This is a genomic window from Streptomyces sp. NPDC002467 (assembly GCF_042889825.1).
In the GTDB taxonomy this organism is placed as follows: Bacteria; Actinomycetota; Actinomycetes; order Streptomycetales; family Streptomycetaceae; genus Streptomyces.
The window spans coordinates 211,986-225,843 of record NZ_JBIARJ010000011.1 but is presented as its reverse complement, the minus strand read 5'-3'; the positions used below and the strand labels follow the sequence as shown (position 1 = coordinate 225,843).

The window sequence follows — 13,858 nt, the reverse complement described above, 5'->3', positions numbered from 1 at the left end:
GCCCCGTAAAGGGCGGTCTGACCTGCTCGGTTTTTAGCCCCGCACCGATACCCGTTATCGTGGTGCGGTATGCCTCCATCCGGATGACCGGATCGGCGGCTGAAAACTCTCACTAGGACCCGGAGAGAGCAATGCCTCCCAAGAAGAAGAAGGTCACGGGGCTTATCAAGCTCCAGATCAAGGCCGGTGCGGCCAACCCGGCTCCGCCGGTCGGCCCCGCGCTCGGTCAGCACGGCGTCAACATCATGGAGTTCTGCAAGGCCTACAACGCCGCGACCGAGTCGCAGCGTGGCATGGTCGTGCCGGTGGAGATCACGGTCTACGAGGACCGCACCTTCACCTTCATCACCAAGACTCCGCCGGCCGCGCGCCTCATCCTGAAGGCCGCGGGCATCGAGAAGGGCTCCGGCGAGCCCCACAAGACCAAGGTCGCCAAGCTCACCGGCGCCCAGGTCCGCGAGATCGCCGAGCTGAAGATGCCCGACCTCAACGCCAACGACGTCGACGCCGCGATGAAGATCATCGCCGGCACCGCGCGCTCGATGGGCGTCACGGTCGAAGGCTGATCCAGCCACCCCCAGCACCACCAGTGGTAGGGCCAAGCGCTGGTCCGCACCACGACTCCATGCCTGAAGCCGAAATACAGGAGCAGAAGTGAAGCGCAGCAAGACTCTCCGCGCTGCGGACGCCAAGGTCGACCGGGAGAAGCTGTACGCCCCGCTCGAGGCCGTCCGTCTCGCCAAGGAGACCTCCACGACCAAGTTCGACGGCACCGTCGAGGTCGCCTTCCGCCTGGGTGTCGACCCGCGCAAGGCCGACCAGATGGTCCGCGGCACCGTGAACCTCCCGCACGGCACCGGCAAGACCGCCCGGGTCCTGGTCTTCGCGACCGGTGACCGTGCTGCGGCCGCGGAAGCCGCCGGCGCCGACATTGTCGGCGACGACGAGCTGATCAACGAGATCGCCAAGGGCAACCGCCTGAACGAGTTCGACGCGGTTGTCGCCACCCCGGACCTCATGGGCAAGGTCGGCCGTCTCGGCCGCGTGCTCGGTCCCCGTGGCCTGATGCCGAACCCGAAGACCGGCACCGTCACCATGGACGTCGCCAAGGCTGTCACCGACATCAAGGGTGGCAAGATCGAGTTCCGTGTCGACAAGCACTCGAACCTGCACTTCATCATCGGCAAGGTCTCCTTCTCCGATGACAAGCTGGTCGAGAACTACGGCGCGGCCCTGGACGAGATCCTTCGTCTGAAGCCGTCCGCCGCGAAGGGCCGCTACATCAAGAAGGCCGCCCTCAGCACCACCATGGGCCCCGGCATCCAGCTGGACCCGAACCGCACCCGGAACCTCCTCGTCGAGGAAGACCCGGCTGCCGTCTGAGCCCTCCCGGCTCACTGAGTGGCTGAACGGGCCCCTCGCCCCCCTTCACTGGGGTGGCGGGGGGCCCGTTTTCCGTGTTCAGGGCCACATCCCGCCGATACGGGACTTTTGGAGGCGCGATCGGCGGGAGGGGGAACGTAGGGTCGACCGAGCAAGTGATCGACAGCAAGGGTGGGGGACCTTCATGGCCATGTCCGTGTACCGGAAGAAGACCGTCGGAGCGGCCTTGGCGGCCGTACTGCTCGTGGGCGGGGCCACGGCGTGCGAGAGCGGGAAGAAGGACGGCGCGGCCAAGGCGGCCGCTCCGTCCGCGCAGCCGAGCGCGCCCGCGGCCGGCGGCAACGCCACCGAGGCCCTCGCGGCCGCCTACAAGAAGACCTCCGCGGCGAAGTCCGCCAAGGTGCGCATGACCATGTCGATGCCGGCCACCCTCGGCGGGGGCGGCACCGTGGAGCTCACCGGCGTGCAGGGCTGGGACCCGAACGTCATGGACATCACCATGAAGGGCGCGCTCGCCCCGGGCCAGGGCGCCGACACCATGCGCATGATCATGTCGAACGACGTCATGTTCATGGAGATCCCGGCCGGTGCGCCGTCCTCCGCCGCCTTCGAGGGCAAGCGCTGGATGAAGCTCGACATGAAGGCGGCCGCCGCCGCGGGCGCGGGCGACGCCGAGGCCCTCAAGAAGTTCGGCGGCCTGGGCGGCGCCGAGCAGAGCCAGGACCCCGCCAAGCAGCTCGCCCTGCTGCTCGCCTCGCCGAACGTGAAGAGCGTCGGCGCGGAGAAGGTCGAGGGCGTGGACACCACGCACTACAAGGGCACGCTGAGCTTCGATGAGATGCTCGCGGCCAACCAGAACTCCAAGCAGCTGAGCGAGGCCGAGCGGGCCAAGCTCACCGAAGCCATGAAGACGGCCGGCATCAAGGGCTACGACATGGACGTGTGGGTCGACAAGGACGGCTACCCGGCCCGCATGAAGGTCGCCATCGGCATGCCCCAGGGGGCCATGACGGTAGAGGCCCACTACTCGGACTACGGCTCGGCGGCCACCGTCCAGGCCCCGCCGGAGAACGAGACCTTCGACCTCTTCGCGATGCTGCAGGAGCTCGGCAAGACCGGGGCCGGCGCCGGGGCCTGACCAGCCCGCGGGCCCGCACGACGTACAGCAGGACAGCAGGACAGCAGGACAGCAGGACATCAAGACGGAAAGACGGATCCACCATGGGGGAAGACCAGATGCACAAGCACGCCCTGACCCGGGCCGGTGTCGCGGCGGCGGGGGCCGCACTGCTCGTCGGCGGGCTCACGGCCTGTGGGGGAGCCGGGGCCGGAGGGGCGGGCGACAAGCCCGCCGGCTCGGCCGCCCCGAAGGCCGAGTCGCCGGCCGACGCGGTGAAGGCGTCGTACGTGAAGACGGCGGCCGCCAGGTTCGCCCGGTTCGACATGACGTTCACGGGAGCCGACGGGAAGCCCCTCCAGCTCACCGGCACGAAGGGCTGGTACCCGGCCGCCACCGGCATCGACGCCAAGGGGGGCGACGGCCGCCAGGTCATGCTGGGCGACGTCGTCTACACCGCCGTGGACAAGCCCGTGCAGGGCAAGTCCTGGATGAAGATGAACCTGAACAAGGACGGCAAGCCCCGCCACCAGCTCAACGACGACCCGGCCGAGTACCTCGCCCTGCTCCTCGGGCAGCAGAAGCTCACACTGGTCGGAGCCGAGCAGCCCGACGGCGTGGAGGCCAAGCACTACAAGGCCGCCCTCACCGGTGCGGAGCTGCTCGCGGCGGACGAGTCCACCAAGGTCATGGACGAGGCGAACCGCCGGTCCCTCCACGAGGCGCTGAAGGACTACAGCGCGATCGAGGTGGACCTGTGGATCGGCAAGGACGGCTACCCGCTCCGCGTCGACACCTCCAGGGTGGCCAAGGACGGCACGACGAAGGTCTCGGCGAAGTTCTCCGGCTACGGCACGGCCGAAGCCGTGAGTGCGCCCCCGGCCGACCAGGTCGTCGACTTCGACGACGTGATGAAGGGCGTGGACAAGTCGCTGAAGGAGACCGACCAGAAGCTGAAGGACGCGGGGCTGGGAGGCCTCGACGGCTCCTGAGTCGACCGGTCCCGGGGGCGATTTGCCTCGACTGGAGCCCTTCGCGTACGCTTCCACAGAAGCCAAAGACCGCTGGTCGTTGCCGTGCCTGCAAGGGTGTGGTGGCCGAAGGATCCGTTGACTACGGACGACCCGCGCAGGTGACTGTGGAAAGTTCCCGAATTCTGTTCGGTCGAGCTACGCCCTGGCGCCTACGCCGGGGCGTTTTTGTTTGTCAGCCCCTTCTGAGCGGTCCTCATCACCCGGAAGGAGGCGAACGCACCATGCCGACGCCCAACAAGGCTGCATCGGTAGCCGAGCTCACGGACGCGTTCCAGAGCTCGAACGCCGCCGTGCTGACCGAGTACCGGGGTCTCACCGTCGCGCAGCTCAAGACGCTGCGTCGCTCCCTTGGTGAGAACGCCCAGTACGCCGTGGTGAAGAACACGCTGACCAAGATTGCGGCCAACCAGGCCGGGATCACCGCGCTGGACGAGCACTTCGCTGGTCCGACCGCGGTCGCCTTCATCACCGGTGACCCGGTGGAGTCGGCGAAGGCCCTGCGTGACTTCGCCAAGGAGAACCCGAACCTCATCATCAAGGCCGGTGTCCTTGACGGTAAGGCTCTCTCCGCCGACGACATCAAGAAGCTTGCGGACCTCGAGTCCCGCGAGGTTCTGCTCAGCAAGCTGGCCGGCGCGTTCAAGGGCAAGCAGTCTCAGGCTGCCTCGCTCTTCCAGGCGCTGCCGTCGAAGTTCGTCCGCACCGCGGAAGCGCTTCGCGTCAAGCTCGCCGAGCAGGGCGGTGCCGAGTAATTCGGCTCGCGCATTGATCCGCGCCGCCTAGTGCGCGGGTCGTAGCGGGCCGTTACGCCCGCCTCTCTAGACATATCGGCACCTGCCGAATTAGTGGAAGGATCGCCCATCATGGCGAAGCTCTCTCAGGAAGACCTCCTCGCCCAGTTCGAGGAGATGACCCTCATCGAGCTCTCCGAGTTCGTGAAGGCCTTCGAGGAGAAGTTCGACGTCACCGCCGCCGCGGCCGTCGCCGTTGCCGGTCCCGCCGCCGGTGGCCCCGCCGCCGAGGCCCCGGAGGAGAAGGACGAGTTCGACGTCATCCTCGCCGGCGCCGGCGACAAGAAGATCCAGGTCATCAAGGTCGTGCGCGAGCTGACCTCCCTGGGTCTGAAGGAGGCCAAGGACCTCGTGGACGGCGCCCCGAAGCCCGTCCTGGAGAAGGTCAACAAGGAGGCCGCTGACAAGGCCGCCGAGGCCCTCAAGGGTGCCGGTGCCTCCGTCGAGGTCAAGTAACACCTCTGGGGCCCTCTGAGGCCCCATCCAAGGGCGATCACCCGTAAGGGTGGTCGCCCTTTGGCGTATCCGCAGTGCCTGACTTGCCCCTGCGTCGTTGGGGAGTAGGGTGATCATCGTTGCTCCGCGCCAGGGTCCCAGGATGATCCGCACGGAGCAGGGGGCCTTGACGAACGGGACCAGGCGCGCAATTCTCAGTCCCGTCGGCAGCTCGACCACCTCGATCCGAGATCCGAGGCATGGATCGGCTCCGAAGAGGGCAGTACTGATACGCACACTCTGTGTACGAGGGTCGCGACGTTACGACATGGGGAAGGCCTGTTGCCGGTTTCCGGAAACCTGGTCTGGACATCAGTGAGCCGAGTGGCTACACTGACCCTTTGCGCTGCCTGTTAGCTGTCCCCTGCCCGTCGCCAGGGACATGCCCACGCTGAAGCACACTTGGTTGAACCGTTCTGACCTGGCCTTTTAGCCGGATCGGGAGTGGTTGGTCTTATGTGTCGGCTGGGACCGGTACGCGCGTAGTGAGTCCGAGCCCTCGGAAGGACCCCCTCTTGGCCGCCTCGCGCAACGCCTCGACCAATACGAACACCGGTGCCAGCACTGCCCCGCTGCGCATCTCCTTTGCAAAGATCAAGGAGCCGCTCGAGGTTCCGAACCTCCTGGCGCTGCAGACCGAGAGCTTTGACTGGCTTCTCGGCAATGCCGCCTGGAAGTCTCGCGTCGAGTCGGCGCTTGAGAGTGGACAGGACGTCCCCACCAAGTCCGGTCTGGAAGAGATCTTCGAGGAGATCTCGCCGATCGAGGACTTCTCCGGGTCGATGTCGCTGACCTTCCGCGACCACCGTTTCGAGCCGGCGAAGAACTCCGTCGACGAGTGCAAGGAGCGCGACTTCACGTACGCGGCTCCGCTGTTCGTCACGGCCGAGTTCACGAACAACGAGACCGGAGAGATCAAGTCTCAGACGGTCTTCATGGGCGACTTCCCGCTCATGACCAACAAGGGCACCTTCGTCATCAACGGCACCGAGCGTGTCGTCGTGTCGCAGCTTGTCCGTTCCCCCGGTGTCTACTTCGACTCCTCCATCGACAAGACGTCCGACAAGGACATCTTCTCCGCCAAGATCATCCCCTCCCGGGGTGCCTGGCTCGAGATGGAGATCGACAAGCGTGACATGGTCGGTGTTCGCATCGACCGCAAGCGCAAGCAGTCCGTCACCGTCCTCCTGAAGGCTCTCGGCTGGACCACCGAGCAGATCCTCGAGGAGTTCGGCGAGTACGAGTCCATGCGCGCCACCCTGGAGAAGGACCACACCCAGGGCCAGGACGACGCGCTGCTCGACATCTACCGCAAGCTGCGCCCGGGCGAGCCGCCGACCCGTGAGGCCGCTCAGACGCTGCTCGAGAACCTCTACTTCAACCCGAAGCGCTACGACCTCGCGAAGGTCGGCCGCTACAAGGTGAACAAGAAGCTCGGCGCCGACGAGCCGCTCGACGCCGGTGTGCTCACCACCGACGACGTCATCGCCACGATCAAGTACCTGGTCAAGCTGCACGCCGGCGAGACCGAGACGATCGGCGAGTCCGGCCGTTCGATCGTGGTCGAGACCGACGACATCGACCACTTCGGCAACCGTCGTCTGCGCAACGTCGGCGAGCTCATCCAGAACCAGGTCCGCACGGGTCTGGCTCGTATGGAGCGCGTCGTGCGCGAGCGCATGACCACCCAGGACGTCGAGGCGATCACGCCGCAGACCCTGATCAACATCCGGCCGGTCGTCGCCTCCATCAAGGAGTTCTTCGGCACCAGCCAGCTGTCGCAGTTCATGGACCAGAACAACCCGCTGTCGGGTCTGACGCACAAGCGTCGTCTCTCGGCGCTGGGTCCCGGTGGTCTGTCCCGTGAGCGGGCCGGCTTCGAGGTCCGTGACGTTCACCCGTCGCACTACGGCCGCATGTGCCCGATCGAGACCCCCGAAGGCCCGAACATCGGTCTGATCGGCTCGCTCGCCTCCTACGGTCGCGTCAACGCGTTCGGTTTCGTCGAGACCCCGTACCGCAAGGTCGTCGACGGTGTCGTCACCGACGAGGTCGACTACCTGACGGCCGACGAGGAAGACCGCTTCGTCATCGCCCAGGCGAACGCCGCCCTGAACGATGAGATGCGCTTCACCGAGAACCGCGTCCTGGTCCGCCGTCGTGGCGGCGAGATCGACTACATCGCCGGCGGCGACGTCGACTACATGGACGTCTCCCCGCGCCAGATGGTGTCCGTCGCGACCGCGATGATCCCCTTCCTGGAGCACGACGACGCCAACCGTGCCCTCATGGGCGCGAACATGATGCGCCAGGCCGTTCCGCTCATCAAGGCGGAGGCCCCGCTCGTCGGCACCGGCATGGAGTACCGCTGTGCGGTCGACGCCGGTGACTCGATCCGTGCGGAGAAGGACGGTGTCGTCCAGGAGGTCTCGGCCGACTACATCACCGTCGCCAACGACGACGGCACGTACACCACGTACCGCGTCGCCAAGTTCTCCCGCTCGAACCAGGGCACCTCGGTCAACCAGAAGGTCATCGTCAACGAGGGTGACCGGATCATCGAGTCCCAGGTCCTCGCCGACGGTCCCGCGACCGAAGAGGGCGAGATGGCCCTCGGCAAGAACCTGCTCGTCGCGTTCATGCCGTGGGAGGGTCACAACTACGAGGACGCGATCATCCTGTCGCAGCGCCTCGTGCAGGACGACGTCCTCTCCTCGATCCACATCGAGGAGCACGAGGTCGACGCCCGTGACACCAAGCTCGGCCCCGAGGAGATCACCCGGGACATCCCGAACGTCTCCGAGGAGGTCCTCGCGGACCTCGACGAGCGCGGCATCATCCGCATCGGTGCGGACGTCGTCGCCGGCGACATCCTGGTCGGCAAGGTCACGCCCAAGGGTGAGACCGAGCTGACCCCGGAGGAGCGCCTGCTCCGCGCGATCTTCGGTGAGAAGGCCCGCGAGGTGCGTGACACCTCGCTCAAGGTCCCTCACGGTGAGATCGGCAAGGTCATCGGTGTCCGCGTCTTCGACCGCGAGGAGGGCGACGAGCTTCCCCCGGGCGTGAACCAGCTGGTCCGCGTCTACGTCGCCCAGAAGCGCAAGATCACCGACGGTGACAAGCTCGCCGGCCGTCACGGCAACAAGGGTGTCATCTCCAAGATCCTCCCGATCGAGGACATGCCCTTCCTTGAGGACGGCACGCCGGTCGACATCATCCTGAACCCGCTGGGTGTCCCGTCCCGAATGAACCCGGGACAGGTCCTGGAGATCCACCTCGGCTGGCTCGCCAGCCGCGGCTGGGACGTCTCCGGCCTCGCGGACGAGTGGGCGCAGCGCCTCCAGGCGATCGGCGCCGACCAGGTCGCCCCCGGCACCAACGTCGCCACCCCCGTCTTCGACGGTGCGCGTGAGGACGAGCTGGCCGGCCTGCTCCAGCACACCATCCCGAACCGTGACGGCGAGCGCATGGTGCTCCCGACCGGTAAGGCGCGCCTGTTCGACGGCCGCTCCGGCGAGCCGTTCCCGGACCCGATCTCGGTCGGGTACATGTACATCCTCAAGCTGCACCACCTGGTCGACGACAAGCTCCACGCCCGTTCGACCGGTCCGTACTCGATGATCACGCAGCAGCCGCTGGGTGGTAAGGCGCAGTTCGGTGGTCAGCGCTTCGGTGAGATGGAGGTGTGGGCGCTTGAGGCATACGGCGCCGCTTACGCGCTCCAGGAACTCCTGACGATCAAGTCCGACGACGTGACCGGCCGCGTGAAGGTCTACGAGGCCATCGTCAAGGGCGAGAACATCCCCGAGCCGGGCATTCCCGAGTCCTTCAAGGTGCTCATCAAGGAAATGCAGTCGCTCTGCCTCAACGTGGAGGTGCTGTCCTCGGACGGCATGTCCATCGAGATGCGCGACACCGACGAGGACGTCTTCCGCGCGGCGGAGGAGCTCGGTATCGACCTGTCCCGGCGCGAGCCGAGCAGCGTCGAAGAGGTCTGACGGGCCTGACGGGGGACTCCGCAGAGAGTCCCCCGTCATCCCCGGGACCGTTCAGACCATGATTGAGACTCGACCCCGAAAGAGGGATTGACGCACAGTGCTCGACGTCAACTTCTTCGACGAGCTGCGGATCGGCCTTGCCACCGCGGACGACATCCGAACCTGGTCGCACGGCGAGGTCAAGAAGCCGGAGACCATCAACTACCGCACCCTCAAGCCCGAGAAGGACGGACTCTTCTGCGAGAAGATCTTCGGTCCTACCCGGGACTGGGAGTGCTACTGCGGCAAGTACAAGCGTGTCCGCTTCAAGGGCATCATCTGTGAGCGTTGTGGCGTCGAGGTCACGCGCGCCAAGGTGCGCCGTGAGCGCATGGGCCACATCGAGCTTGCCGCTCCCGTCACCCACATCTGGTACTTCAAGGGCGTCCCGTCGCGCCTTGGCTACCTGCTGGACCTCGCGCCGAAGGACCTCGAGAAGGTCATCTACTTCGCCGCGTACATGATCACGTTCGTCGACGACGAGCGCCGTCAGCGCGACCTGCCGTCGCTGGAGGCCCACGTCTCCGTCGAGCGCCAGCAGATCGAGAACCGCCGTGACGCGGACCTCGAAGGCCGTGCCAAGAAGCTCGAGAGCGACCTGGCCGAGCTCGAGGCCGAGGGCGCCAAGGCCGACGTGCGCCGCAAGGTGCGCGAAGGCGCCGAGCGCGAGATGAAGCAGCTCCGCGACCGCGCCCAGCGCGAGATCGACCGCCTCGACGAGGTGTGGGCCCGCTTCAAGAACCTCAAGGTCCAGGACCTGGAGGGCGACGAGCTCCTGTACCGCGAGCTGCGTGACCGCTTCGGCACGTACTTCGACGGCTGCATGGGCGCCGCCGCGCTGCAGAAGCGTCTCGAGTCCTTCGACCTGGAGGAGGAGGCCGAGCGCCTCCGCGAGATCATCCGTACCGGCAAGGGCCAGAAGAAGACCCGTGCGCTCAAGCGCCTCAAGGTCGTCTCGGCGTTCCTGCAGACCAGCAACAAGCCCAAGGGCATGGTTCTGGACTGCGTCCCGGTCATCCCGCCGGACCTCCGTCCGATGGTGCAGCTCGACGGTGGCCGCTTCGCGACCTCCGACCTGAACGACCTGTACCGCCGCGTGATCAACCGCAACAACCGCCTGAAGCGCCTTCTCGACCTCGGTGCCCCCGAGATCATCGTGAACAACGAGAAGCGCATGCTCCAGGAGGCCGTCGACGCCCTCTTCGACAACGGTCGTCGTGGTCGTCCGGTGACCGGTCCCGGCAACCGTCCCCTGAAGTCCCTCAGCGACATGCTGAAGGGCAAGCAGGGTCGATTCCGTCAGAACCTCCTCGGCAAGCGCGTGGACTACTCCGCGCGTTCCGTGATCGTCGTCGGTCCCCAGCTGAAGCTGCACCAGTGCGGTCTGCCCAAGGCCATGGCGCTGGAGCTCTTCAAGCCGTTCGTGATGAAGCGCCTGGTCGACCTGAACCACGCGCAGAACATCAAGTCGGCGAAGCGCATGGTCGAGCGCGGCCGCACGGTCGTGTACGACGTGCTCGAAGAGGTCATCGCCGAGCACCCGGTCCTCCTGAACCGTGCGCCCACGCTGCACCGCCTCGGCATCCAGGCCTTCGAGCCCCAGCTGGTCGAAGGCAAGGCCATCCAGATCCACCCGCTCGTCTGCACCGCGTTCAACGCGGACTTCGACGGTGACCAGATGGCCGTGCACCTGCCGCTCTCCGCGGAGGCGCAGGCCGAGGCCCGCATCCTGATGCTGTCCTCGAACAACATCCTCAAGCCGGCCGACGGCCGTCCGGTCACGATGCCGACCCAGGACATGGTCCTCGGTCTGTTCTTCCTGACCACCGACGGTGAGCTCCGTGACACCAAGGGCGAGGGCCGCGCGTTCGGCTCCACGGCCGAGGCGACCATGGCGTTCGACAACGGTGAGCTGGCGCTCCAGTCGTCCGTCGACATCCGCTTCCCGGTGGGCACCATCCCGCCGCGTGGCTGGGTGCCGCCGGTCGCCGAGGAGGGCGAGCAGGAGTTCCAGCCGGGCGACAGCTTCCGTCTGAAGACGACCCTGGGCCGTGCGCTCTTCAACGAGCTGCTGCCCGAGGACTACCCGTTCGTCGACTACTCGGTGGGCAAGAAGCAGCTCTCCGAGATCGTCAACGACCTGGCGGAGCGCTACCCCAAGGTCATCGTGGCGGCGACGCTCGACAACCTGAAGGCGGCCGGCTTCCACTGGGCGACCCGTTCGGGCGTCACCGTGGCCATCTCCGACGTCGTCGTGCCCGAGGCCAAGAAGGCCATCGTCAAGGGCTACGAGGAGCAGGACGAGAAGGTCCAGAAGCAGTACGAGCGCGGTCTGATCACCAAGGACGAGCGCACGCAGGAGCTCATCGCGATCTGGACCAAGGCGACCAACGAGGTCGCCGAGGCGATGAACGCGAACTTCCCCAAGACGAACCCCATCTTCATGATGGTTGACTCGGGTGCCCGAGGAAACATGATGCAGATGCGACAGATCGCCGGTATGCGTGGTCTGGTGTCGAACGCGAAGAACGAGACCATCCCGCGTCCGATCAAGGCGTCCTTCCGTGAGGGCCTCACCGTTCTGGAGTACTTCATCTCCACGCACGGTGCCCGTAAGGGTCTGGCGGACACCGCCCTGCGTACCGCCGACTCGGGTTACCTGACCCGTCGTCTGGTGGACGTCTCGCAGGACGTGATCATCCGCGAGGAGGACTGCGGCACCGAGCGCGGCCTGAAGCTGAAGATCGCCGTTCGCGGCGAGGACGGCGTGCTGCGCAAGGCCGACGACGTCGAGACCTCGATCTACGCCCGCATGCTGGCCGAGGACGTCGTCATCGACGGCAAGGTCATCGCGCCGGCCAACGTCGACCTCGGTGACGTCCTCATCGACGCCCTGGTCGCCAACGGCGTCGAGGAGGTCAAGACCCGCTCGGTCCTGACCTGTGAGTCCGCGGTCGGCACCTGTGCCTTCTGCTACGGACGCTCGCTCGCCACCGGCAAGCTGGTCGACATCGGTGAGGCGGTCGGCATCATCGCCGCCCAGTCCATCGGTGAGCCCGGTACCCAGCTGACGATGCGTACCTTCCACACCGGTGGTGTGGCCGGTGACGACATCACGCAGGGTCTGCCGCGTGTCGTCGAGCTCTTCGAGGCCCGTACCCCGAAGGGTGTCGCCCCGATCTCCGAGGCCGCCGGCCGCGTGCGGATCGAGGAGACCGAGAAGACGAAGAAGATCGTCATCACGCCCGACGACGGCAGCGACGAGACGGCGTTCCCGATCTCGAAGCGCGCCAAGGTCATCGTGCACGAGGGCGACCACGTCGAGGTGGGCCAGAAGCTCACCATGGGTGCCACCAACCCGCACGACGTGCTGCGCATCCTCGGCCAGCGTGCCGTCCAGGTCCACCTGGTCGGCGAAGTCCAGAAGGTCTACAACTCGCAGGGCGTGTCGATCCACGACAAGCACATCGAGATCATCATCCGGCAGATGCTGCGCCGCGTGACGATCATCGAGTCCGGCGACGCGGAGCTCCTGCCGGGCGAGCTGGTCGAGCGGTCGAAGTTCGAGACCGAGAACCGTCGCGTGGTCACCGAGGGCGGTCACCCCGCCTCCGGCCGTCCGCAGCTGATGGGTATCACCAAGGCCTCGCTCGCGACCGAGTCGTGGCTGTCGGCGGCGTCCTTCCAGGAGACGACCAGGGTCCTGACGGACGCGGCGATCAACGCCAAGTCCGACTCCCTGATCGGCCTCAAGGAGAACGTCATCATCGGTAAGCTCATCCCGGCCGGTACGGGTCTGTCCCGCTACCGCAACATCCGGGTGGAGCCCACCGAGGAGGCGAAGGCCGCGATGTACTCGGCCGTCGGCTACGACGACATCGACTACTCGCCCTTCGGCACCGGCTCCGGCCAGGCTGTCCCGCTGGAGGACTACGACTACGGCCCGTACAACGGCTGAGTCGAAGCTGAGCAGTAAGCGCAGGGCGGTCACCCGAGAGGGTGGCCGCCCTGCGGCGTTCCCGGCTCACAGGTACCGCTGCAGTTGGTGGAGCCGGGTCCGGTGATCGGGATGGCGGGACAGGAGCCGTGTCCCGAATCCGGGCTGTTCTGCCGAAGCGGATGCGGTGGACTGTTCGGCGAGCAACTCGTGTAGGACCAGGGCAAGGGGTTGCCCGAAGCCGAGGCGGGCGGCGTGCGCGTCGGCCCGGAGCTCAGCCCGCCTGGCGACCGCTGCCGCGAGGTAGGGCAGCGCGATCAGTACCAGGGGCAATCCGTAGGTGGCCTTCAGGGTGGTGAAGGCGAGGTAGCCGGTGGAGATCACCAGCAGCCCCAAGGCCGTTGCCGACGCCCCGCGTGTGGTCCGGATCAGCCTGGGCTTCAGGCGGGCCAGTCCCCGCAAGGCGATGCGACCGGGGATCGAGTACCACCAGCCGAGCATTCCGGACCAGGAGTGACCGCTCGTGTGGTGTCCCAGTTCGTGGGCGAGCACGGCCGCCAGCCTGGAGGTGGGCAGGGCTTCCAGCGCCCGCCTGGTGACGGCGACGATGTGGCCGGCGGCGGCAAGGGCGTTCAGGCCGTCGCTGTCCTCGACCCACAGCTCGTACCGGCTTCCGTCCACCCCGGCTCGGGCGGTGACCTCGCGCCACACCGGGGCCAGCGTGCTCAGCTCGGCGGGCAGAGGCCGCTGCAGGTGCAGTAGGTGGCGGGCGAGCAGCCCTTCGGTGGGCCGGTGGAAGGCCAGGGCTCCCGAGGCCGCCCAGACCGCGGGTGGCAGCCAGACCGGGACGCCCAACCACGCTTCGAGCATCAGCGCCGTTGCCAGGACCAGTCCGAAGCTGAGCAGGAACGCGGGAAGGTGCAGGACGAGACCGAGCCAGACGGTGTGGTCGGTCCGACGCTGCCTGGCCCGATAGGTGACGCGGGTGCCGGGGGGATTTCGGTACTCCAGGTCGTCAGAGGGTGCGGAAGTGTCGTCCATACGGTCCTCCACGGGCGGGAGTG

Annotated in this window: 9 protein-coding genes; 8 read left to right on the top strand and 1 reads right to left on the bottom strand. The window is 66.8% G+C overall.

Going from position 1 to position 13,858, the window contains the following annotated elements; translation table 11 throughout:
• Positions 1 to 131 precede the first annotated feature (131 nt).
• The 8 genes from rplK (at position 132) to ACFYYJ_RS23590 (ending at position 12,815) form a co-directional block, all read left to right on the top strand.
• Positions 132 to 566: a 50S ribosomal protein L11 gene (gene rplK, locus ACFYYJ_RS23625; RefSeq protein WP_030154660.1), complete on the top strand. Its 435-nt coding sequence runs from the start codon at positions 132 to 134 to the stop codon at positions 564 to 566.
• Between the two features lie 88 nt (positions 567 to 654).
• Positions 655 to 1,383, top strand: a complete 729-nt coding sequence (rplA, locus tag ACFYYJ_RS23620) for a 50S ribosomal protein L1 (protein WP_384588152.1) — start codon at positions 655 to 657, stop codon at positions 1,381 to 1,383.
• A 190-nt stretch (positions 1,384 to 1,573) separates the two neighbouring features.
• Positions 1,574 to 2,521, top strand: coding sequence for a hypothetical protein (locus ACFYYJ_RS23615; RefSeq protein ID WP_385359120.1), 948 nt, complete (start codon positions 1,574 to 1,576; stop codon positions 2,519 to 2,521).
• A gap of 83 nt (positions 2,522 to 2,604) precedes the next feature.
• Complete coding sequence (locus ACFYYJ_RS23610; RefSeq protein WP_385126290.1) at positions 2,605 to 3,492, top strand: hypothetical protein; 888 nt, start codon at positions 2,605 to 2,607, stop codon at positions 3,490 to 3,492.
• Between the two features lie 263 nt (positions 3,493 to 3,755).
• Complete coding sequence (rplJ, locus tag ACFYYJ_RS23605) at positions 3,756 to 4,286, top strand: 50S ribosomal protein L10 (protein ID WP_030026650.1); 531 nt, start codon at positions 3,756 to 3,758, stop codon at positions 4,284 to 4,286.
• A 111-nt stretch (positions 4,287 to 4,397) separates the two neighbouring features.
• A complete protein-coding gene (gene rplL / locus ACFYYJ_RS23600) occupies positions 4,398 to 4,781 on the top strand; it encodes a 50S ribosomal protein L7/L12 (RefSeq protein ID WP_384588162.1) in 384 nt (127 codons plus the stop codon).
• Positions 4,782 to 5,335: 554 nt separating this feature from the next.
• Positions 5,336 to 8,818, top strand: a complete 3,483-nt coding sequence (rpoB, locus tag ACFYYJ_RS23595) for a DNA-directed RNA polymerase subunit beta (protein WP_385126288.1) — start codon at positions 5,336 to 5,338, stop codon at positions 8,816 to 8,818.
• Positions 8,819 to 8,915: 97 nt separating this feature from the next.
• Complete coding sequence (locus tag ACFYYJ_RS23590) at positions 8,916 to 12,815, top strand: DNA-directed RNA polymerase subunit beta' (protein WP_389135099.1); 3,900 nt, start codon at positions 8,916 to 8,918, stop codon at positions 12,813 to 12,815.
• A 66-nt stretch (positions 12,816 to 12,881) separates the two neighbouring features.
• Here ACFYYJ_RS23590 and ACFYYJ_RS23585 read toward each other — a convergent pair whose 3' ends face one another.
• Positions 12,882 to 13,835, bottom strand: coding sequence for a M48 family metalloprotease (locus ACFYYJ_RS23585; RefSeq protein ID WP_389135096.1), 954 nt, complete (start codon positions 13,833 to 13,835; stop codon positions 12,882 to 12,884).
• Between the last annotated feature and the right edge of the window lie 23 nt (positions 13,836 to 13,858).

Excerpts from the sequence above, each read along its gene's own strand:
- rplK (WP_030154660.1), top strand. The coding sequence starts at position 132 with ATGCCTCCCAAGAAGAAGAAGGTCACGGGGCTTATCAAGCTCCAGATC.
- ACFYYJ_RS23615 (WP_385359120.1), top strand. The coding sequence starts at position 1,574 with ATGTCCGTGTACCGGAAGAAGACCGTCGGAGCGGCCTTGGCGGCCGTA.
- ACFYYJ_RS23610 (WP_385126290.1), top strand. The coding sequence starts at position 2,605 with ATGGGGGAAGACCAGATGCACAAGCACGCCCTGACCCGGGCCGGTGTC.
- rplJ (WP_030026650.1), top strand. The coding sequence starts at position 3,756 with ATGCCGACGCCCAACAAGGCTGCATCGGTAGCCGAGCTCACGGACGCG.
- rplL (WP_384588162.1), top strand. The coding sequence starts at position 4,398 with ATGGCGAAGCTCTCTCAGGAAGACCTCCTCGCCCAGTTCGAGGAGATG.
- ACFYYJ_RS23585 (WP_389135096.1), bottom strand. The coding sequence starts at position 13,835 with ATGGACGACACTTCCGCACCCTCTGACGACCTGGAGTACCGAAATCCC.